The sequence below is a fragment of the Streptomyces sp. WAC 06738 genome (assembly GCF_003945505.1).
Taxonomy (GTDB): domain Bacteria; phylum Actinomycetota; class Actinomycetes; order Streptomycetales; family Streptomycetaceae; genus Streptomyces.
On the sequence record NZ_CP029618.1, the window covers coordinates 6,005,335 to 6,025,278 of the forward strand.

General features: G+C 72.5%; 16 protein-coding genes and 1 pseudogene. 9 read left to right on the forward strand and 8 right to left on the reverse strand.

The features are described 5' to 3' along the window. The first annotated feature begins 223 nt into the window (after positions 1–223). The 3 genes from DMB38_RS26545 (at position 224) to DMB38_RS26555 (ending at position 2,935) form a co-directional block, all read left to right on the forward strand. Entirely contained in the window at positions 224–1,249 is a 1,026-nt protein-coding gene (locus DMB38_RS26545) for a 6-phosphofructokinase (RefSeq protein WP_125937267.1), read from the forward strand. Positions 1,250–1,471: 222 nt separating this feature from the next. After that, positions 1,472–2,161, forward strand: coding sequence for a class I SAM-dependent methyltransferase (locus DMB38_RS26550; RefSeq protein ID WP_240662482.1), 690 nt, complete (start codon positions 1,472–1,474; stop codon positions 2,159–2,161). Between the two features lie 183 nt (positions 2,162–2,344). Further along, the gene (locus DMB38_RS26555) at positions 2,345–2,935 is read left to right on the forward strand and encodes a hypothetical protein (RefSeq protein WP_240662483.1); all 591 of its coding nucleotides are present in this window, start codon (positions 2,345–2,347) and stop codon (positions 2,933–2,935) included. A gap of 17 nt (positions 2,936–2,952) precedes the next feature. Here DMB38_RS26555 and DMB38_RS26560 read toward each other — a convergent pair whose 3' ends face one another. Then, positions 2,953–3,807, reverse strand: coding sequence for a LysR family transcriptional regulator (locus tag DMB38_RS26560; RefSeq protein WP_125937269.1), 855 nt, complete (start codon positions 3,805–3,807; stop codon positions 2,953–2,955). 139 nt (positions 3,808–3,946) lie between these two features. Between DMB38_RS26560 and DMB38_RS26565 the strand changes: the two genes are divergently transcribed. Further along, on the forward strand, positions 3,947–4,819 hold the full coding sequence (locus tag DMB38_RS26565) for an aldo/keto reductase family oxidoreductase (protein WP_125937270.1): 873 nt from the start codon (positions 3,947–3,949) through the stop codon (positions 4,817–4,819). Here the strand turns inward: DMB38_RS26565 and DMB38_RS26570 are convergent. Next, positions 4,816–5,349, reverse strand: coding sequence for a GNAT family N-acetyltransferase (locus tag DMB38_RS26570; protein ID WP_125939293.1), 534 nt, complete (start codon positions 5,347–5,349; stop codon positions 4,816–4,818). The genes DMB38_RS26565 and DMB38_RS26570 overlap by 4 nt on opposite strands. Positions 5,350–5,569: 220 nt before the next feature. Beyond that, the gene (locus DMB38_RS26575; RefSeq protein WP_240662484.1) at positions 5,570–6,226 is read right to left on the reverse strand and encodes a helix-turn-helix domain-containing protein; all 657 of its coding nucleotides are present in this window, start codon (positions 6,224–6,226) and stop codon (positions 5,570–5,572) included. A 147-nt stretch (positions 6,227–6,373) separates the two neighbouring features. On the opposite strand from DMB38_RS26575, the gene DMB38_RS26580 reads away from it, so the two are divergent. Further along, positions 6,374–6,922, forward strand: a complete 549-nt coding sequence (locus tag DMB38_RS26580) for a lytic polysaccharide monooxygenase auxiliary activity family 9 protein (RefSeq protein WP_125937271.1) — start codon at positions 6,374–6,376, stop codon at positions 6,920–6,922. Between the two features lie 146 nt (positions 6,923–7,068). Here the strand turns inward: DMB38_RS26580 and DMB38_RS26585 are convergent, their stop codons facing one another. The 5 genes from DMB38_RS26585 to DMB38_RS26605 form a co-directional block, all read right to left on the reverse strand. Continuing rightward, positions 7,069–7,974 carry a carbohydrate ABC transporter permease gene (locus tag DMB38_RS26585; RefSeq protein ID WP_125937272.1) on the reverse strand — a complete coding sequence of 302 codons (906 nt, stop codon included), beginning with the start codon at positions 7,972–7,974 and terminating at the stop codon, positions 7,069–7,071. A gap of 3 nt (positions 7,975–7,977) precedes the next feature. Beyond that, positions 7,978–8,784: a sugar ABC transporter permease gene (locus tag DMB38_RS26590; protein ID WP_240662756.1), complete on the reverse strand. Its 807-nt coding sequence runs from the start codon at positions 8,782–8,784 to the stop codon at positions 7,978–7,980. Positions 8,785–8,987: 203 nt separating this feature from the next. After that, entirely contained in the window at positions 8,988–10,328 is a 1,341-nt protein-coding gene (locus DMB38_RS26595) for an ABC transporter substrate-binding protein (protein ID WP_125939294.1), read from the reverse strand. A gap of 213 nt (positions 10,329–10,541) precedes the next feature. After that, complete coding sequence (locus DMB38_RS26600; protein ID WP_125937274.1) at positions 10,542–11,243, reverse strand: response regulator; 702 nt, start codon at positions 11,241–11,243, stop codon at positions 10,542–10,544. Next, entirely contained in the window at positions 11,240–13,075 is a 1,836-nt protein-coding gene (locus tag DMB38_RS26605; RefSeq protein ID WP_240662485.1) for a sensor histidine kinase, read from the reverse strand. The genes DMB38_RS26600 and DMB38_RS26605 overlap by 4 nt, the downstream gene beginning before the upstream one ends. 136 nt (positions 13,076–13,211) lie before the next feature. Here DMB38_RS26605 and DMB38_RS26610 point away from each other — a divergent pair, with 136 nt between their 5' ends. The 4 genes and pseudogenes from DMB38_RS26610 (at position 13,212) to DMB38_RS26625 (ending at position 19,937) form a co-directional block, all read left to right on the forward strand. After that, positions 13,212–14,585: a cation:dicarboxylase symporter family transporter gene (locus DMB38_RS26610; protein ID WP_125939295.1), complete on the forward strand. Its 1,374-nt coding sequence runs from the start codon at positions 13,212–13,214 to the stop codon at positions 14,583–14,585. 90 nt (positions 14,586–14,675) lie between these two features. Next, positions 14,676–16,256, forward strand: coding sequence for a glycosyltransferase family A protein (locus DMB38_RS26615; protein WP_240662486.1), 1,581 nt, complete (start codon positions 14,676–14,678; stop codon positions 16,254–16,256). Positions 16,257–16,438: 182 nt separating this feature from the next. Beyond that, positions 16,439–17,919 (forward strand): annotated as a pseudogene (locus tag DMB38_RS26620) (bifunctional cytidylyltransferase/SDR family oxidoreductase). Beyond that, a complete protein-coding gene (locus tag DMB38_RS26625; RefSeq protein ID WP_125937275.1) occupies positions 17,916–19,937 on the forward strand; it encodes a hypothetical protein in 2,022 nt (673 codons plus the stop codon). The pseudogene DMB38_RS26620 and the gene DMB38_RS26625 overlap by 4 nt, the downstream one beginning before the upstream one ends. Positions 19,938–19,944 lie beyond the last annotated feature (7 nt).

The following is a 19,944-nucleotide window of genomic DNA, read 5'->3' on the forward strand; positions in this document are numbered from 1 at the left end:
CATCCGTCCCGTCCGTCGCGGTCCTGTTCGACCATACAGTCGGGCGGGGGGACGGGGCGCGCGAAGGGCGGCGGCCGGCCGGGCGCGATTCCGCGGACCGCGGGTGACGGCGAGGTGACCGCCGGGTGTGACAGAGGGTTAACCGGCTGTTCGGACGAGTGACCCCCGGAGCATGGGAGAATCGGCATCGAGCATGCATGCGACGGCACCGAGCAGGAGAGACATGCGCATCGGAGTACTCACGGCGGGCGGAGACTGCCCCGGCCTGAACGCGGTGATCAGGTCGGTGGTCCACCGGGCCGTGGCCGGTCACGGCGACGAGGTGATCGGATTCGAGGACGGCTTCAAGGGACTGCTCGAAGGGCGGTACAGCAAGCTCGACCTCAACGCGGTCAGCGGCATCCTCGCCCGCGGCGGCACCGTCCTCGGCTCGTCCCGGCTGGAGCGCGACCGGCTCCGCGAAGCCTGCGAGAACACCGAGGAGCTCAGCCGCGAGCTGGGCCTCGACGCGCTCATCCCGATCGGCGGCGAGGGCACTCTCACGGCGTCGGCGATGCTCGCCGACGCGGGGATGCCGGTCGTCGGCGTACCGAAGACCATCGACAACGACATCTCCGCCACCGACCGCACCTTCGGCTTCGACACGGCCGTCGGCGTGGCCACCGAGGCGATGGACCGGCTGAAGACCACCGCCGAGTCGCACCAGCGGGTCATGGTCGTCGAGGTCATGGGCCGGCACGCGGGCTGGATCGCGCTGGAGTCGGGCATGGCGGGCGGCGCGCACGGCATCTGCCTGCCGGAGCGTCCCTTCGAGGTCGCCGGCCTCTGCAAGATGGTCGAGGAGCGCTTCGACCGGCACAAGAAGTTCGCCGTCATCTGCGTCGCCGAGGGCGCGCACCCGGCGGAGGGCACGATGGAGTACAAGAAGGGCGAGATCGACCAGTACGGCCACGAGCGCTTCACCGGCATCGGCAACCGCCTGGCCGGCGAACTGGAGCGCCGCCTGGGCAAGGAGGCCAAGCCGGTCATCCTCGGCCACGTCCAGCGCGGCGGCACGCCGACGGCGTACGACCGCGTGCTGGCGACGCGCTTCGGGTGGCACGCGGTGGAGGCGGTGCACCGCGGCGACTTCGGGCAGATGACGGCGCTGCGGGGGACGGACATCGTGATGGCACCGCTGGCGGAGGCGACGCGGGAGCTGAAGCGGGTGCCGGCGCACCGGATGGACGAGGCGGAGGTCGTCTTCTGACGCGGTGTCCTCGGAAGGCGTCTCGATCGGTGCCGCGTTCTTGCCCGGCCGGGGGTCCGGGTTCTCCTTCGCTGGTAGCCGAGCGAGGTGCCCCGGCGCTGTCCGCTCTGTCAGGGTGGGCGCGTGACCGTGGGGTTCAGTGGTGACGTAGCCGAGTACTACGCGCGGTATCGCCGTGGGTATCCGTCCGGAGTTCTCGACGTCTTGCAGGCGGGCTTCGCGTTGTCCGCCGAGGATGCCGTTCTCGATCTCGGGTGCGGCACCGGGCAGTTGGCCGTCCCGCTCGCGTCCCGGGTCGGTTCGGTCATCGGCATGGATCCGGAGCCGGACATGCTCCGGCTCGCCAGGCAGGCCGCAGCAGGACAAGGGCTGCGGAACGTGACGTGGGTGCTGGGTGCCGACTCCGATCTCCCCGCACTGGCCGGGCTGATGGGACGGCGGTCGCTGGGGATGGCCGTGATCGGGCAGGCCCTGCACTGGATGCGGCACGAGGAGCTGTTCCAGGCGTTGTTCCCGCTGTGCCGCCGGGGCGGGGGCGTCGCGGTGGTGGCCAACGGCGCGCCTTTGTGGTTGCAGGACAGCGACTGGTCGCGCGTGCTGCGATCGTGTCTGGAGGACTGCTTCGGCACCCGGCTGGAGGCCACGTGCGGGACCGCCGCGGACGACCGGCGCCGGTATGCGCAGGCGCTGGCGGACGCCGGGTTCGCCGACGTACGGGAAGACGTCCTGGACTACAGCGTCGAGCTGGCCTTCGACGAGGTCTTCGGCTCGGTCTGCTCCGCGATTCCCGCCGACCGCCTCCCCGGCCCGCAGGAGCGGCCGGCCTTCGCCGAACGGATCCGCCGGGCGCTGCCATCGGCCCCCTACCGTGAGGACGTCCGGGTAACCATGCTGACCGCGCGGTTGACGTGATCAGTCGAGGCGTACGTGGACGGGGGATTGACGCGACGGCACCGAGTGCTACTACCGTGCCGGAGTGCGGAGCCGGGGCGATCGGCCGGGTGGCCCGGCGGCTGTTCCGGCACCGACGACGCCGGACTGCATCCCGGCGGCGGTGAGTGTGCGAGGGGCGGTGCCGGGAAAGGCGGGCGGGAGATGTCGTTTCGGCAGCATCTGAAGCAGGAGGCGTACCGGATCCTCGACACGTTTCCGGTGGAGCTGAGACCCGAGATCTACGTCGTCGCCCTGCAGATGTACCGCGTCGACCAGGACGCCCGCTATCCGTACGTGCAGGTCGGCTACAACACCGAGGCGCAGATACGCCGCGAGTGCGAGGCCGCGCGCGGGGAGCTGGATCCGGACGGCGAGGTGCGGTGGTCGTACGCGTACTGGATCCTCGACGGGTTCGAGCGGGTCGGGCACGTGCCGGAGGATCCCGTGGGGACCGTGCTGCACCGCGCGGAGGCGACGGCGAAGGGGCTGTGGTTCGAGGACGGGGAGCGGTTCTCGGACCGGTGGTCCGCGGCGTACGACCTGCTCTGCGCGGACTTCGCCGAGGACTGCGTGGACGTTGCGCGGCATCTGCACGAGACCGGGCGCGTCGAGGAGGTGCTGGGGCGGCCGGTGCCGGTGGTGCTCTTCGACATGGACGACCCGGAGGAGCAGATCCCGCTCACGGCGGAGGCGAACCCGCCGGAGCTGGTGGCGGACTATCTGGCCTGGCAGCGGGGGCAGGTGGAGGAGTAGGGCGCGGCGGCGGCGCGTCAGAGCCGGGTGGCGGTACGGACCAGCCGCGCGAGGGCGAGCGAGCGGCTGTGCGCGGGCCACGCGAGGTGCGTGACGACCGGCGGTGCGTCCGTCAGCGGGACGGCGGCGTGCTCGGCCCAGAGCCACGCGCGGGCGGAGTCGGGGAAGACGGCGGCGGTGCGGCCGAGGGCGATCAACTGGGCGAGTTGCGTCTGGTCGTGGATCAGGGGTCCCGCTCCCGGCGCGGAGCCGGACCAGCGGGCGAGCGGGAGGCCGGGGACGTCGGCGACGTCGGCCAGGGTGAGGGCCGTACGCGCCGCGAGGGGGTGGGCGGCGGGCAGGATGGCGATCTGGCCCTCGCTCGTCAGCTCCTCGCTGTCGAAGCCGGTGAGGGAGTTGAACGGCGCGTGCATGAGCGCCACGTCGGCGCGGCCGTCGCGCAGCATCTCCCCCTGTTCGCAGGTGCCGCTGGGCAGCACCTCGACGTCGGCGGCGCCCGGTTCCGCGGCGTAGGTGTCGAGGAGCTTGTGCAGCAGTTCGTGGGACGCGGCGGCCTTCACCGCGAGCACCAGCCGGTCACGCGAAGCCCCCGGTCCTTCGGCGCCGCCCGCGCGGCGGGTGCGGCGGGCGGCGGCGGTGGTCGCGGCGAGGGCGGCGCGGCCCTCGGACAGCAGCGTCTCCCCGGCGGCGGTGAGGGCGACGCCGCGCCGGTCGCGCTCCAGCAGACGGACGCCGAGGCGCCGTTCGAGCCGCTGGATCGCCCGGGACAGCGGCGGCTGGGCGATGCCGAGGCGCCCGGCGGCACGGCCGAAGTGCAGTTCCTCCGCCACGGCGACGAAGTAGCGCAGCTCGCGGGTCTCCAGGGTGTCCACGCCTCCAGGCTACGTCGGTGATACCCGCCGGGTATGAGGGGCGGTCGTGTCGGTATTGGCCGCGCCGCTCGCAGGCGCGCGAGCATCAGCGGCGACGGGCCGGACGGCCCGCCACCGCCCCGACAGCGAAGGCACAGCCATGCACACCCCCTCCGCCCCGCCTCCCGGCGGCACCTGGACCCTCGGCGATCTGACCGTCACCCGCGTCGGCTACGGCGCCATGCAGCTCGCGGGACCCGGGGTCATGGGGCCGCCCGCCGACCGCGACGGCGCACTCGCCGTCCTGCGGGAGGCGGTGGCCCTCGGGATCACCCACATCGACACCGCCGGCGCGTACGGGCCGCGCGTCACCAATCAGCTCATCCGCGAGGCCCTGCACCCCTACCCCGCGTCCCTGCACATCGTGACCAAAGTCGGCGGGGTCCGCGACGCGCAGGGCGGCTGGCCGCCGGCCCGGCGCCCCGAGGAACTGCGCGCGTCAGTCCGCGAGAACCTGGACGACCTCGGCCTCGACGCCCTCGACGTGGTCAACCTCCGCCTCGGCGACGCGCAGGGGCCCAGGCCCGGCTCGCTCGCCGAGGCATTCGAGACCCTGGCGGAGCTGCGACGGCAGGGCCTGATCCGGCACCTCGGGGTGAGCAACGCGACGGCCGGGCAGGTCGCCGAGGCCCGGTCGATCGCGCCGGTGGTGTGCGTACAGAACATGTACAACCTCGCCCACCGCCAGGACGACGACCTGATCGACGAACTCGCCGCCCAGGGCATCGCCTACGTGCCCTTCTTCCCGCTCGGCGGCTTCACCCCGTTGCAGTCCACGGCGCTCTCCGCCGTGGCCACGCGGCTGGGCGCGACGCCGATGGCGGTCGCGCTGGCGTGGCTGCTGCGGCGGTCGCCGAACATCCTCCTCATTCCCGGTACGTCGTCGGTGGCGCACCTGCGCGAGAACACGGCGGGGGCCGGACTCGCGCTCTCCGGGGCGGACATGGCGGAGCTGGACGTGATCGGCCGCTAGCCGGCGGCGGCCGGGGGCGGGGGCGGTGAGGTGAGGTCGAGGCGCCAGACGGCCTCGTCGTCCTGGACGAGATCCGTGCGCACCAGGCCCGCCGACGCCGCGACGGCGGCGGAGGCGCGGTGGCCGGGGTGGACGTGCGCGACGACGGCGCGCAACGGCAGCCTCCGCAGCCGCGCGACGAGTCCCCGGGCGGCCTCACCGGCGTAGCCGCGGCCCTGCCACGGCGTCCCCACCACCCAGGCGACCTCGGCGACCTCCTCCCGGATCGTCACCTGTACGTATCCGCAGAGCCCTCCGTCCGCCCGCACCCGCAGCACCCAGTTCCCCCACACGGTCCCGCCCCCCGGCGCGCCGGCGGCCAACCGCGCGTAGCGCGCCCGCAGTTCGCCGAGCGCGGGCGGCGAGCCGCCGGTGAACGCGTAGAGCGCGGGGTCGGAGAGCACCCCGGCCATCTCGTCGGCGTGCCCGACGCGGAGCGGCAGCAGGTCGAGCCGCGCCGTCCTGAGGGTCTCTCCGGCGACGGCGGTCAGTTCGGTGTCCGTCGGAACCCCCAGGGATGCGGATGCGGCAGGAGGGCGGTCGGCCCGGTCCGGCGCCCGCGGCGCGGACCCCGGCCGTCCCGCCGAGGCTACGCCACGCCGGGGTCGCGGGGCCTCCCGCGAGGTCAGGCGGCCGGAGGCGGTCGGGCCGGCCGCCGTCAGCTGCGGAGGAGTTCCCAGAAGCGCGGGAGCACCTGCTGCAGGTACGTCGTCACTCCCGCCGCGGATTCCGGCGGGGGTCCTCGCCCCAGTTGCGGGCCGCGGCGCTGCGGGTCTGGTACTCCTCGTGGAGGGCGCTCAGGGCGCGTTCCAGGGGGCGGCGGGGCAACCGGGTGAGGCGGGCCACCGGGCGGACCTGGGGCTGCCAGCGGGTGGTGGCGGCGTCGCGGAGGTGGCGGGCCAGGGGTTCGCTGCGGCCGGTGAGGTCCAGCAGGTCGGGCAGCGGGAGGCGGAGGAGGTGGGCGAGCCGGGTGGCCTGGGACTCGGTGCCGGGCCAGCGGCCGGTGCGCTCCGCGCTGAGGTACGTGGCGGGGTCCATGCCGATGTGGCGGGCCACGTCGTCCAGGGGCAGGCCGTGGGCGCGGCGGTGGGCGTGGAGCGACGTGGGGGTGTCCATCAGGTCGGCCGGCGTGCACCACAGGGCGCCCGCCAGGGCGTCGAGTTCGACGCGGGTGGGGCGGGCGTGGCCCTTCTCCCAGTCGGCGACCGCGGCGGCGGGTACGGCCAGGCCGTACGCGGCGCGCATGCCGTACGCGACGTGGTCGTGACCCAGGCCCAGGGCGCGGCGTAATCGGCGGGCCGCCGCGGGGTCGAAGGGTGGCGGATGTTCCGGCGGGCCGGCGCCGGGGCCGGGCACCTGTGTCGTCACACCGTCACCGTAGGTAGTGGCGCACCCCGTTATCAACCGTGCGTTCCGCCGAAGCTGCACCGGGATACGGGTGGGGCCGGAGGGGTTGACGGTGGACGGCCAATGACTAAAGTCTAGACCAATTACCCCCCACGCAAGGAGTGTTGTATGCACCGCAGCACCAAGCCTGCCCGCAAACGCGCCGCCCGCGCCACCCGTGCCGCCTTCGTCGGCGCCGGCGTGGCCCCGCTGCTGCTCCTCGCCCTGCCCACCCAGCAGGCGAACGCGCACGGCTGGATCACCAACCCGCCGAGCCGCCAGGAGCAGTGCGCGAAGGGTGTCGTCGAGTGCGGCGCCATCAAGTACGAGCCGCAGAGCGTCGAGGGGCCGAAGGGCCTGACGAGCTGCAGCGGCGGCAACCAGGGCTTCGCCGAGCTGGACGACGACAGCAAGGGCTGGAAGGTCACGGACGTCGGCAGCACCACGACGTTCAACTGGAAGATCACTGCCCGGCATTCCACCAGCACCTGGCAGTACTTCGTCGGCGGCCAGAAGGTCGCGGAGTTCGACGACGGCGGCGCTCAGCCGCCGGCCGAGTTCAGCCACTCCGTGAACTTCGGCGGGATCACCGGCAAGCAGAAGGTGCTCGCCGTGTGGAACGTGGCCGACACCGGCAACGCCTTCTACGCCTGCATCGACGTCAACATCGGCGGCTGACACCCGCCTCGCGGGTCCGTCCCCGTGGCCGTACGGGACGCGCCCGGCGGGGTTTCCCGCCGGGCGCGTCGCGCGGCCGCCGCGGGCGGCGGTGGAGGGCGGGCCAGGCCCCGGCCCGCCCTTCACCGCACCCCCGCACCGCACCGTCAGCCCTTCACCGCACCGCCCAGGGCGAAGCCGCCGCCGAGGCGGCGGGCGATGAGCACGTACAGCAGCACCGCGGGCGCCGAGTAGATGATCGAGAAGGCGGCCAGCTCCCCGTAGACCACGGAGCCCATGTTGCCGAAGAGCTCGAAGATCGAGACGGAAGCGGGCATCTGGTCCGGGCTGAGCAGCAGCATGAAGGGGACGAAGAAGTTCCCCCACATCATGATGAACGAGAAGACCGTCACCACCACGACACCCGGGCCCATCAGCGGCAGGATGACCCGCACCAGCGCCTGCATCGACGACGCGCCGTCCGTCCAGGCCGCCTCCTCCAGCACCTTCGGCACCCCGTCCATGAAGTTCTTCATCAGCCAGATCGCGAACGGCAGTTGCGAGCTGGCCAGGAAGAACGCCGTGCCGGACATCGTGTCGATGAGGTTGATCTGCACGAAGAGGCCGTAGACCGGCACCATGATGGCGGTGATCGGCAGGCTGGTGGTGAAGAGGATCGTCAGCATGAACGGGCGGTTCAGCCGTGAGCTGTAGCGCGAGAGCGGGTACGCCGCAAGGGCCGCCGCGACGACCGTGATGGCCGTCGCCGAACCGCACAGGATCAGGCTGTTGAGCAGCGGGCGGAAGGTGATGTCCGTGGTCATCACCGCGTCGAAGTTCTCCCAGGTGACGTCCGTGGGCGGCCGGGCGGTGAGGCCCGAGTCCGCGTCGACGGACGAGAAGAGCAGCCAGGCCAGCGGCAGCACGAACGCCAGCGCCGCCAGCAGCAGGCACAGGTCGGCCGCCAGCCGCCGGCTGTTCCGGCGCGCGCCGGGTCCCCGGCGCGGACGGCGCCCGCGGGGCGCCGGAGGGCCGGGCGGCGGGGTGCCGCGGGTGAGCGTGGACGTGGGCATCGCTCATACCTCCGTACGCAGCATCCGCATGTACACCAGCGAGAACAGGGCGCCCACCAGCAGCAGGAGCAGGGCCACCGCCGTGCCGTAGCCGAGCAGGTTGTTCTTGAACGCCTGCTCGTACATGAAGAGCGGCAGCGTCTGGCTGCGGTCGCCCGGGCCGCCGCGGGTCATCGCCCAGATCAGCCCGAAGACCGAGAGCGTCTGCAGGGTGTTGAGCATCAGGTTGGTGGCGATCGAGCGCCGGATCATCGGCAGCGTGACGTGCCACAGCTTCCGCCAGCCGCCCGCGCCGTCCACCTCCGCCGCCTCCGTGATCTCCTTCGGGATCTCGGAGAGCGCGGCGGAGTAGACGAGCATCGAGAACGCCGTGCCGCGCCAGATGTTGGCGAACGACACGGCCAGGATCGGCAGCGTGTACAGCCAGTTCTGGCTGGGCAGATGGAGCCAGTCCAGCACGGAGTTGAGCGTGCCCTCGCGGCGGAAGAAGGCGTAGAGCAGGAAGCCCGCGACGACCTCGGGCACGACCCAGGCGGTGATGACGATGGCCCCGGTGACGGTGCGTACCGTCTTCGAGGCCCGCTGCATCAGCGACGCGAGCGCGAGGCCGAGCGTGTTCTGGCCGACGATCGACGACAGGATCGTGAACACCAGCGTCAGCCAGACGGCGTTGACGAAGCCCTCGTCGTCGAAGGCGGTGCGGAAGTTCTCCAGGCCGACGAACGACGACTCGGCCTGGCCCGACAACTGCAGGTCGGTGAAGGCGATCCACACGCAGTACGCGATCGGGCCCGCCAGGAACAGCAGCATCAGGACGACGGAAGGACCCACGGGCAGCGCCCGCAGCAGCGCGCGCAGCACGGAGCTGGGCGGCTGCGGGTGTTTCCCCGGTCCGGTGCGGCGGCCGCCGCCCGCCTGGCCGGGGACGCGCGCCGCTCCGGCGGCGGCGTCCCGGGGCCCGGCGGGGGCGGGGGTGTGCTTGCTCACCATGGCCTCTCGGGCTGCTCGGGCGGCTACTTCTCGACCACCTCGCCGTCGGTGATCGAATCGAGCTGTTCGTCATAGCCCTTGGCGGCCTCCTCGGCGGAGGCGTCGCCGGTGGTCACCTGCTCCATGGCCTCCTGGATGGCGGTGGAGACCTGCGGGTAGACCGGGAGCGCCGGGCGGTAGTGGGTGTCCTCGACCAGGCCGGTGAAGAACTCGACGCCCGGGACGTACGCCTGGTACTCCGGGTCGGCGGCGACGTCCTCGCGGACGGCGATCTGGCCGTTGGCGATGGTCAGCCGGGTGTTGTTCTTCCGCGACTGGGCGACCTTCATGAACTCGAAGGCCAAGTCGGGGTTGTTGGCCTTGGCGGGGATGGACCAGGCCCAGCCGCCGGACATGCTGACCCGTCCCGGCGCCTGGCCGTTCTGGGTGGGCATGGCGGCCTGGCCGAGCACCTCGGTCCACTCCGGCCACGGCTTGGGGCCGGTCTCCAGCCAGTTGTTCGACATCCAGGAGCCGTCGAGGTCGATGGCGAGCTTGCCCTCGGGCAGCCACTCGGTGCCGACCTTGGTGCCGACGTTGGGGTCGAGGGCGTCCTGCGGGTCGGGGCCGAGGCCGTCGTTGTAGACGGTGTGCACGAAGTCGAGGGCGTCGGTGAAGCCCTGGCTGCCGGCGACCCACTTCTTCGACCCCGGGTCGTACAGCGGGTCCTCGCCCGTGCCGTACAGCAGCATCTCGAAGCCCTGCATGGACGCCGCCTCACCCGCGGGCTTGCCGGTGTAGACGTTCAGCGGGATGACGCCGGGCAGCTCGCGCTTGATGGTGCGGGCGGCCTCCAGGACGTCGTCCCAGGTCTTCGGCTGCCAGTCGGTGGGGAGTCCGGCCTCGGCGAAGAGGTCCTTGTTGTACCAGAGCCCGCGGGTGTCGGTGCCGTCGGGGACGCCGTACGTCTTGCCGTCCTGGCCCTGCGCGGCGGTCTTCGCCGTGTCGATGTACTGGCCCCAGTCCTTCCAGTCCTTGAGGTAGTCGTCGAGGGGGGTGAGAAGCCCCGCGGCGATATCGGAGTTGATGAGGAAGGTGTCCTCGTAGACCAGGTCGGGGGCGGTCTTGGGGGACCGCAGCATCTGCTGGACCTTGGTGTAGTACTGCTCGTCCGGCACTTGAACGGGGATCAGTTCGACCTTCTTGCCGGGGAACTTCTCCTCGAACTCCTTCTTCACCGCCTCGATCTCGCGGTCGAAGATCTTGTTCTTGGCGTCGGTGGACTTCTTGAACTGGACTCTGACCGTGTCCGGATCGCTGCCGGAGTCTCCGCAGGCGGAGAGCGCGGTGGCGGCGAGGACGGCGGTGAGCGCGGTGGCGAGCATGGGGGAAACGGGGCGGTGCACGGCGGGACCTCCCTGCGGCTCGGGCGAGGATGCGGAGAAAGTACGGCTGTCCGGATGTCCGGTCAATCCTTCTGACAAGGGCTGTCCCGTATCGGTGACAACGTTGTTGTACCGACGGTTTCCCGTGCTGTACCGACTGATTTCAGCCGCCGGCGGGCCGGAAGCTTTCGCGTGGAGCCGTGTGACGGGCCGTCAGGGGCGGGAGCCGGACCAGCGGTAGCGCAGCTCGGGGCGGCCCACTTGGCCGTACTGCGGGGCGCGGACGGCGTGGCCGGTCTCCGCCAGGTGCTCCAGGTAGCGGCGGGCGGTGATGCGCGACGTGCCGGTGGCCTCGCCGGCGGCGGTGGCCGTGAGGCCGTCGTCGCCCGCCCGGCGCAGGGCGTCGGTGACGGCGGCGAGGGTGGGGCCCGACAGCCCCTTGGGCAACGCGGCCTGCGCCGGGGCGCGGAGCGCGGCGAGCGCGCGGTCCACCTCGTCCTGGCCGCCGGCCTCGCCGACGGCCGCGTGGAACTCGGCGTAGCGGACGAGGCGGTCGCGCAGGGTGGCGAAGGCGAACGGCTTCAGCACGTACTGCACGACGCCGAGGGACACCCCCTCGCGGACCACGGCCAGGTCGCGGGCGGAGGTGACGGCGATGACGTCGGCGGCGTGCCCCGCGGCACGCAACGAGCGGAGCAGGGCGAGGCCGTGGCCGTCGGGGAGGTAGAGGTCGAGGAGGATCAGGTCGACGGGCACCTGGTCGAGGACCCTGGCTGCCTCGGCGCGCGATCGCGCCGCCCCGGCGACGGCGAAGCCGGGCACGCGCTCGACGTAGAGCCGGTGCGCGTCGGCGGCGACGGGATCGTCCTCGACGACGAGCACCCGGATGGGCGCGGAGCGCCCGGGGGCGGTCACCGGTCCCCCGGGCGGTCGGCGTCCGCGGGACGGCGGGGGTACGGGTGGCCGGCGCGGGTCCGGGAAGCCGAACGCTCGGGTGGTCCGGGCGGGTTCGCGGTCCGGGCGGGTGCGGTGGGATCCGGCTCCGCGGCACGGGCGCGGGGCACGGAAGGCGGCGGCGGGCCGGACGGACCCACGGGCGGGCGCGGGGCGTCCGGCGGGCCCAGCGGGAGGCGGACGGTGAACTCCGCGCCGCCGGCCTCCGCGCCGGTGAGCGTCGCCTCGCCGCCGTGGCGGCGGGCGGCCTGGCGGACCAGGGCCAGGCCCAGGCCGCGTCCTGCGGGGCCCGCGCGTTTCGTGGTCCAGCCGCGGGCGAAGACCTCCTCCGCGCGGCTCGGGTCCACCCCCGGGCCGTCGTCCGCCACCCGCAGCAGCAGCTCCCCGTCCGCCGCCAGCGCCGTGACCCGTACCTGCGGCTGCGCCGTGTCCCGTATCCCGGACGCCGTCCGGGTCCTCGCGCCCTCCGCCGCCGCGTCCACCGCGTTGTCGATCAGGTTGCCCAGCACCGTCACCAGGTCCCGGGGCGGCAGCGTCGGCGGGAGCACGCCGTCGTCGATGCGGCTCTCCGGGCTCAGCACCAGCTCCACCCCCTGCTCGTTCGCCTGCGCGGCCTTCCCCAGCAGCAGCGCCGCGAGCACCGGTTCCGTCACCGCGCCCGTCACCCGGTCCGTCAGCGTCTGCGCCAGCTCCAGCTCCGCCGTGGCGAACTCCACCGCCTGCTCCGTCCGCCCCAGCTCGATCAGCGAGACCACCGCGTGCAGCCGGTTCGCCGACTCGTGCGCCTGCGAGCGCAGCGCCTCCGCGAAGCCCCGGGCCGAGTCCAGCTCGCCCGTGAGCGTCTGCAGCTCCGTGACGTCCCGCAGCGTGACGACCGTGCCGCGGTGCTCGCCGCCCGTGACCGGCGAGGTGTTGACGACCACGGTCCGGTCCCGGGTCAGGTGCACCTCGTCGACCCGCGGCCCCGGCGACAGCAGCGCCTCCGTGAGCGGCGCCGGCAGCCCGAGGTCCGCGACCGGGCGGCCCACGACCTCGCCGCCGGAACCCACGCCGAGCAGTTCCCGCGCGCCGTCGTTGACCAGCGCGATCCGCCCGGTGCCGTCAAGCATGAGCAGGCCCTCGCGGACCGCGTGCAGCGTCGCCTGGTGGTAGTCGTGCAGCCGGCTCAGCTCACCGGCGTTCATGCCGTGCGTGTGCCGCCGCAGCCGGGCGTTGATCAGGTACGTGGCGAGCCCCGCCAGCGCCAGCGCGCCCACCGCGACGTACAGCACGGGCATGAGCTGCCGCCGCACCTCGTCGCTGATCGTCTTGACGGTGATCCCCGCGCTCACCAGCCCGACGATCCGCCCGTCGTCCGCCCGTACCGGCGTGACCACGCGCAGCGACGGGCCGAGCGTGCCGGTGTACGTCTCGGTGAAGGTCTCGCCGCGCAGCGCGCGGGCGGTGTGGCCGAGGAACGCCTCGCCGATCACGTCCGGGTTGGGGTGGGTGTAGCGGGTGCCGTCCGGGGCCATGATCGTGATGAACGTCACCGCCGTGTCCCGCCGGGCGCGCTCGGTGTACGGCTGCAGGACGTCGGACGGGTTCCCGCCGCCGGTGATCGCCTCGGCGACCCCCGGCGCCGCCGCCACCGACCGCGCCGTGGACTCCGCCTGCCGGGCCGCCGCCTCCTCCGCGCGGTCGTGCGCCGTCACGTACATGAAGATCGCCGCCCCGGCCACCATGAGCGTGACCAGCACGACCTGCATCGCGAAGAGCTGGCCGGCCAGGCTGCGGGGACGGGGGAGGCGCATGGCTCCAGTGTCGCCGGACCGGTCACGTGAACGAAATGAACGCAACGGTGACGCCGTCCGCGGCGGCCGACATATTCACCGGGACCGCAGGGACACCGAGCCGTGAGGAGGCAGCGACGTGGCTGCACCCACCCCCGTGGCGGGCCGCGTGAAGCGGGACCGCACCCATTATCTCTACCTCGCCGTGATCGTCGCCGTGCTCGCCGGCGTCCTCGTCGGCTTCGCCGCGCCGGACGCGGCCGTGGAGCTCAAGCCGATCGGCGAGGGCTTCGTCAACCTGATCAAGATGATGATCTCGCCGATCATCTTCTGCACGATCGTGCTGGGCATCGGCTCGGTCCGCAAGGCCGCCAAGGTCGGCGCGGTCGGCGGGCTGGCGCTCGGCTACTTCCTGGTGATGTCCACCGCCGCGCTGGCCATCGGCCTGGTCGTCGGCAACATCGTGCAGCCCGGCGACGGCCTGCACATCACCGACGAGACCCGCAGCGTGGGCGCCGACCAGGCCGCCGCGGGCGACGCGGAGTCGACCACCGAGTTCCTGCTCGGGATCATCCCGCACACCATGGTCTCCGCGTTCACCGAGGGCGAGGTGCTGCAGACGCTCTTCGTGGCGCTGCTCGTCGGCTTCGCGCTGCAGGCCATGGGCCGGGTCGGGGAGCCGGTGCTGGCCGGCATCGGGCACATCCAGCGGCTGGTCTTCCGGGTGCTCGCGATGATCATGTGGGTGGCCCCGGTGGGCGCGTTCGGCGCCATCGCCGCGGTCGTCGGCGAGACCGGCGTGGACGCGCTGAAGTCGCTGGCCATGATCATGATCGGCTTCTACGTCACCTGCGCGCTCTTCGTCTTCGTGGTGCTCGGCCTCGTGCTGAAGTTCTTCACCGGCATCAACATCTTCCGGCTGCTGAAGTACCTGGCCCGGGAGTTCCTGCTGATCGTCTCCACCTCCTCCTCGGAGTCGGCGCTGCCGCGGCTGATCGCGAAGATGGAGCACCTCGGGGTCTCCAAGCCCGTCGTCGGCATCACCGTGCCGACCGGCTACTCCTTCAACCTCGACGGCACCGCCATCTACCTCACCATGGCCTCGCTCTTCATCGCCGAGGCGATGGGCGACCCGCTCACCATCGGCCAGCAGATCTCGCTGCTCGTCTTCATGATCGTCGCCTCCAAGGGCGCCGCGGGCGTCACCGGCGCGGGCCTGGCGACCCTGGCCGGCGGGCTCCAGTCGCACCGGCCGGAACTGGTCGACGGCGTCGGCCTGATCGTCGGCATCGACCGGTTCATGAGCGAGGCCCGGGCGCTGACCAACTTCGCGGGCAACGCCGTGGCCACGGTCCTCATCGGCACCTGGACCAAGGAGATCGACAAGGACCGCGTCGAGCAGGTCCTCGCCGGCCGGGTGCCGTTCGACGAGGCGACCCTGGTGGACGACCACGCGCCCGCGCCCGCGGAGCAGCCGGGAGAGCCCGCGGACACGCCGCTGGAGCCCGGGTCGCAGCCCGTCAAGGTCTGAATAACCCGTTACGAATACGGAAACACAGGACAACCATTCGCCCCCCGGGCCGGTCTCCTTGGACGACATCGAGAACGGGCTGGGGGGCCAGTGGAGCAGCCGCACGTCAGCGTGGTCATCGCCGCGTACAACGCCATGCCGTACCTCACCAGGTGCGTCGAATCGGTGCTCGGGCAGAGCCTGCCGCCGGAGGCGGTCGAGATCGTCGCGGTCGACGACGGCTCGACCGACGGCACCGGCGAGGAGCTGGACCGCTTCGCCCGGCTGCACCCGGGGCGGGTCCGCGTCGTGCACCAGGAGAACTCCGGCGGCCCCGCGGCCCCCCGCAACGCCGGCATCGCGCTGGCCCGCGGCCGGTACGTGTTCTTCCTCGACGCCGACGACTACCTCGGCCCCGAGGCGCTCCAGCGGATGTCCGCCATGGCCGACGAGAACGGCTCGGACGTCGTCGTCGGCAAGCTCGTCGGCGTCGGCGGCCGGAAGCCGCCGACGTCGATGTTCAAGCGCGACCAGCCCGACGCCGACCTCTACAGCTCCCGGGTCTTCTGGGTGCTCAACCCCATGAAGCTCTTCCGCCGCGAGCTGATCGAGCGGCACGGGCTGCGCTTCCCCGAGGAACTGCGCACCGGCGAGGACCAGATCTTCGTCACCAAGGCGTACCTGCACGCGGCGAAGATCTCCGTGCTCGCCTCGTACGACTGCGTGTACTACGTGCTCCGCGACGACGGCGGCAACCTCACCACCACCGTCCGCAAGACCCCCCGCACCGCCCCGGGCGGCCCGGGCAGCCCCGGCGGCTCCGGCACGCTCGCCGCGATGTTCGCCCTCGTCGGCGAGCACACCCCCGCGGGCCCCCGCCGCGACCACCTCCTCACCCGCCTCTTCGGGGTCAACCTCCAGCGTGCCCTGCGCGGTGTGCAGCGCGAGAAGGACCCGGAGCGCTCCCGCCGGATGTTCGCCGCGCTGCACGAGCCCGTCGCCCGCTGGTACAGCGAGACGGCGATCGCCAAGCTCCCGGCGATCGTGCGGCTCCAGGGCGAACTGGTGCGCCGCGGGCTGTACGACGAGGCGGTGGCGGTCGTCCGGTACATCGGCAAGCGCCGCGACGCACTCGACCGCGCGGGCGGCGCGAAGCCGGTGCGCTGGCTGGCGCCCGCCGACTTCACCGTCGAGGGCGGCCGGGTCTTCGCCCACTACCCGTACTTCCGCGACTCCCGCCTCGGCCTGCCCGACGACGTCTTCGACGTCACCCGCCAGGTCGGCGCCCGCTCCTTCATCCGGCCCGGGTCCGTCACCGTCGCCCAGGACCGCCGGGACTCCCGGGTGTTATCGGTCCGCGGCCGGCGCCGCGTCCGGCTGCCCGCGGTGGCGCTGGAGCTGACGGCGACCCGCGAGAGCGACGGGCGTACGGTCACGGTCGCCGTCCCCGCACCCGCCAACGAGCATGTGAACACCGCCACATCCGCCTCCGGCACGGGCGGCAAGCCGGCGTTCACGGCCCGTATCCGGCTGCCCCAGCCCGGCACCTGGCACCTCGCCCTGCGGATCGCGGGAAACAGCAGGTCGGAGCTGCCTTTGCAGGCCGTACGGGTGGAGAGCGCGAACCCCGCACGGGCGCTCCTCGGATGGCTCGCCCGGGGCAGCCGGGGGGCGGTCAACCCGGCTTCCTGATCACGGGGAGGTGACGATCTCGTGCTCAGCTCGTAACCGGGTACAACTTTGCGCATCATTCGGATGTCTTCCAGTCGAGCCGAATTCACCCCGAATTCGGCTGACGCTCACGATCACCACCAGGAGCAGCAGTGTCGACAGGCGCCCCCACGGAGCCGACAGAGAGTACGTCCGGCCAGGCCATCCGAACCACCGCCGTGGTACTCGCGGGCGGTACGGGGCAGCGCGTGGGGCTCTCCATACCCAAGCAACTGCTGAAGATAGCCGGGAAGACCGTCATCGAGCACACGCTCACGGTCTTCGAGCAGGCCGACGGCGTCGACGAGATCCTGGTCCTCATGGCCCCCGGCTACGTCGAGGACGTCGAGCGGATCGTCGCCAAGGCCGGGCTGACGAAGGTCCGCCGCGTGCTGGAGGGCGGCGGCACCCGCAACGAGACCACCGAGCGCGCCATCGCCGAGATCGGCGCGGACCTCGCCGAGGGCGAGGACGCGAACGTCCTCTTCCACGACGCCGTACGCCCCCTGCTCTCGGCCCGCGTCATCGCCGACTGCGTCACCGCCCTGGAGCGCTACCAGGCCGTGGACGTCGCCATCCCCTCCGCCGACACGATCATCGTCACCCGGCGCCACGGCGAGGACGGCGAGTTCATCACCGACGTCCCCGACCGCTCCCGGCTCCGCCGCGGGCAGACCCCGCAGGCGTTCAAGCTCTCCACCATCCGGCGGGCGTACGAGGTGGCCGCGGGCGACCCGAACTTCCAGGCCACCGACGACTGCTCGGTGGTGCTGAAGTACCTGCCGGACGTGCCGATCCACGTGGTCGCGGGCGACGAGTACAACATGAAGGTCACCCACCCCGTCGACGTCTTCATCGCCGACAAGCTCTTCCAGCTCGCCTCCACCTCCGCCCCGAGCACAGCGACGAGGAGGCCCACCGCCGCCTGCTGGAGGGCCGCACGCTCGTCGTCTTCGGCGGCTCGTACGGCATCGGCGGCGACATCTGCGAGCTGGCCCGCGGCTACGGCGCCCACGTCTACCCGCTCGGCCGCTCCACCACCGGCACCCACGTGGAGAACCCCGCCGACATCGAGGCGGCGCTGCGCCGCGCCTACGACGAGACCGGCCGCGTCGACTACGTCGTCAACACCGCCGGCGTGCTCCGCATCGGCCGGCTCGCCGAGACCGACGACGCCGCCCTCGAAGAGGCCCTGCGCGTCAACTACCTCGCCCCGGTGCAGATAGCCAGGATCGCCCACAAGTACCTGGCCGAGACCCGCGGCCAGCTCCTGCTCTACACCTCCAGCAGCTACACCCGCGGCCGCGCCGAGTACAGCCTCTACTCCTCCACCAAGGCCGCCGTCGTCAACCTCACCCAGGCGCTCGCCGACGAGTGGGCCGGCGACGGCGTCCGCGTCAACTGCATCAACCCCGAGCGCACCGCCACCCCGATGCGCACCAAGGCGTTCGGCGAGGAGCCCGCCGGTTCGCTGCTGGCCTCCGAGGCCGTGGCCCGCACCTCCCTCGACGTGCTGCTCTCGGAGATGACCGGCCACGTCATCGACGTACGACAGCAGGATCCGACCCGCGGCTCGCGCGTGGACCGCGCGCTGGCCGCCGTGCTCGACCGCAGCGAGGACGGCGCAGAGGCGGGTGTGCGGTGACCGGAGCACTCCTTCGCCTGGTCCGGGTCGGCAGCCCCGCGGAGTTCGCCGCCGCCGCCCTGATGCTGGTCTCGTACCCGCTGATGCTCGTGGCCGCCCTGGTCCCGAGCCTCGGCATGTTCGCCGCGGTGGCGGCCGTGAGCTACCTCTCCGACCACTTCCTGCACCGCCGCAACGTCTACCTGCTCACCCGGCTCTCCCGGGCCCGCGCGGGCCTGACGCTCCGCTTCATGCTGCGGCAACTGCTGCTCGTGCTGCTGCTGGCCCGGATGGGCGTCACGGGCGACACCCTCGGCTACGAGGCCATCGCCTGCTTCGCCCTCATCGCGACGCTCCAGGCGCCGCACAGCGGGCTGCTGACGCTGCTGCGCAACCGCCGCAAGCTGCCCGTCGTCACCCGCAACATCGACCTGGCGCCGCTCGGCATCTCCGACGCCGCGCCGCGGGTGCTCACCCACCGGGCCGCCGAGAAGGTCCAGCACCTCGACCTCTTCGCCGTCACGGGCGTGCTCGTCGCCGCCGAGACCGGGCGGGGCGTGTACGGCTACGCCGGCATGGGCGTGACGCTGGGCCTGACGCTGCTCTACATCCTCGTGGTGGCGTACCACCTGCGGCCCGGCGCGCTGCCGCCGAAGCGGGACGCGGTGCTGGAGTGGTTCGACGAGTGGCTGCGCGCCTACCGGCCGACCCTGGTGCTCTACTTCTCCGGCACCAAGGAGTCCACGTACCAGATCAACATGTGGCTGGAGACGCTGGAGGAGCTGGACGAGCGGCCGCTGCTCATCGTGCGCGAGCAGCACACGCTGCCGGGGCTGGCCTCCACCACCGTGCCGGTGGCCTGCGTGCCGTCCGCGGTGCACCTGATGAACATGGACCTGGCCTCGGTACGGGTCGCGCTCTACCCGGCGAACGTCGGCAAGAACATCCACCTGCTGCGGGTGCCCACGATGAAGCACGTCTTCATCGGCCACGGCGACAGCGACAAGGTCGCCAGCATCAACCCGTACGCCAAGGTCTACGACGAGGTGTGGACCGCGGGCCGGGCCGGGCGCGACCGCTACGCGCTGGCCGACGTCGGCGTCCGCGACGACGCCATCGTGGAGGTCGGCCGCCCGCAACTGGCGCCGATCCGCCCCGCCGAGGCGCCCGCCGCCGGCCGCATCCCCACCATCCTCTACGCGCCGACGTGGGAGGGCTGGACCGACGACCCGGGCAACACCTCGCTCATCCTGGCCGGCGAGAACATCGTGCGCCGGCTGCTCGCCGCCGACCCGCCGGTGCGCGTGCTCTACAAGCCGCACCCGTTCACCGGCATGGTCAGCCCGCTCGCCAAGGCCGCCCACGAGCGCATCGTCGCCATGGTCGAGCAGGCCCGGACGGAACGCGCCGCCGACCCCCGCTGGGTGCGCGCCGCCGCGGCCGAGCAGGGCGAGCGCGAGGCGGCGCGGGCCGAACTGGCCCGTATCGAGGCGCAGTTGGAGCGGATCGGCCGGCTCACCGACGACGGCGCGGACGAGGCGCAGACCTCCCGCGACGCCGTGGTCGACCCGGCCCGCGAGGCGGAGGCGGCCCGGCTGAAGGAGGAGTGGAACGACGCCTACTGGCGCTCCTTCGGCTGGTGGGAGCACCGCGTCGTCACCGGCGACCGGCCGCGGCTGTACGACTGCTTCAACGCCTCGCACGGCATGGTCTCGGACATCTCCAGCGTCGTGTCGGACTTCATCGCCAGCGGCAAGCCGTACGCGGTGACCGACTCGGCGGGCCTGGGGGAGCAGGAGTTCAAGCGCCAGAACACCGCGGTACGGGCGGCGGTCATCCTCGACCCCGACGCCGCGAGGATCGACGAGCTGCTCGCCGCCGTCCCCGACCCCGCGGCCGACCCGCTGCGCGGTGCGCGCGAGGAGCTGAAGGAATACCTGCTCGGACCCGACGAGCCCGCCTCCGTCGTCCGCTTCGGCGAGGCGGTGCGCGCGCTGGCGGAGAAGTCCGAGCGCCGCAATCTAGAGCGCGCCGTCTGAAGGAGAC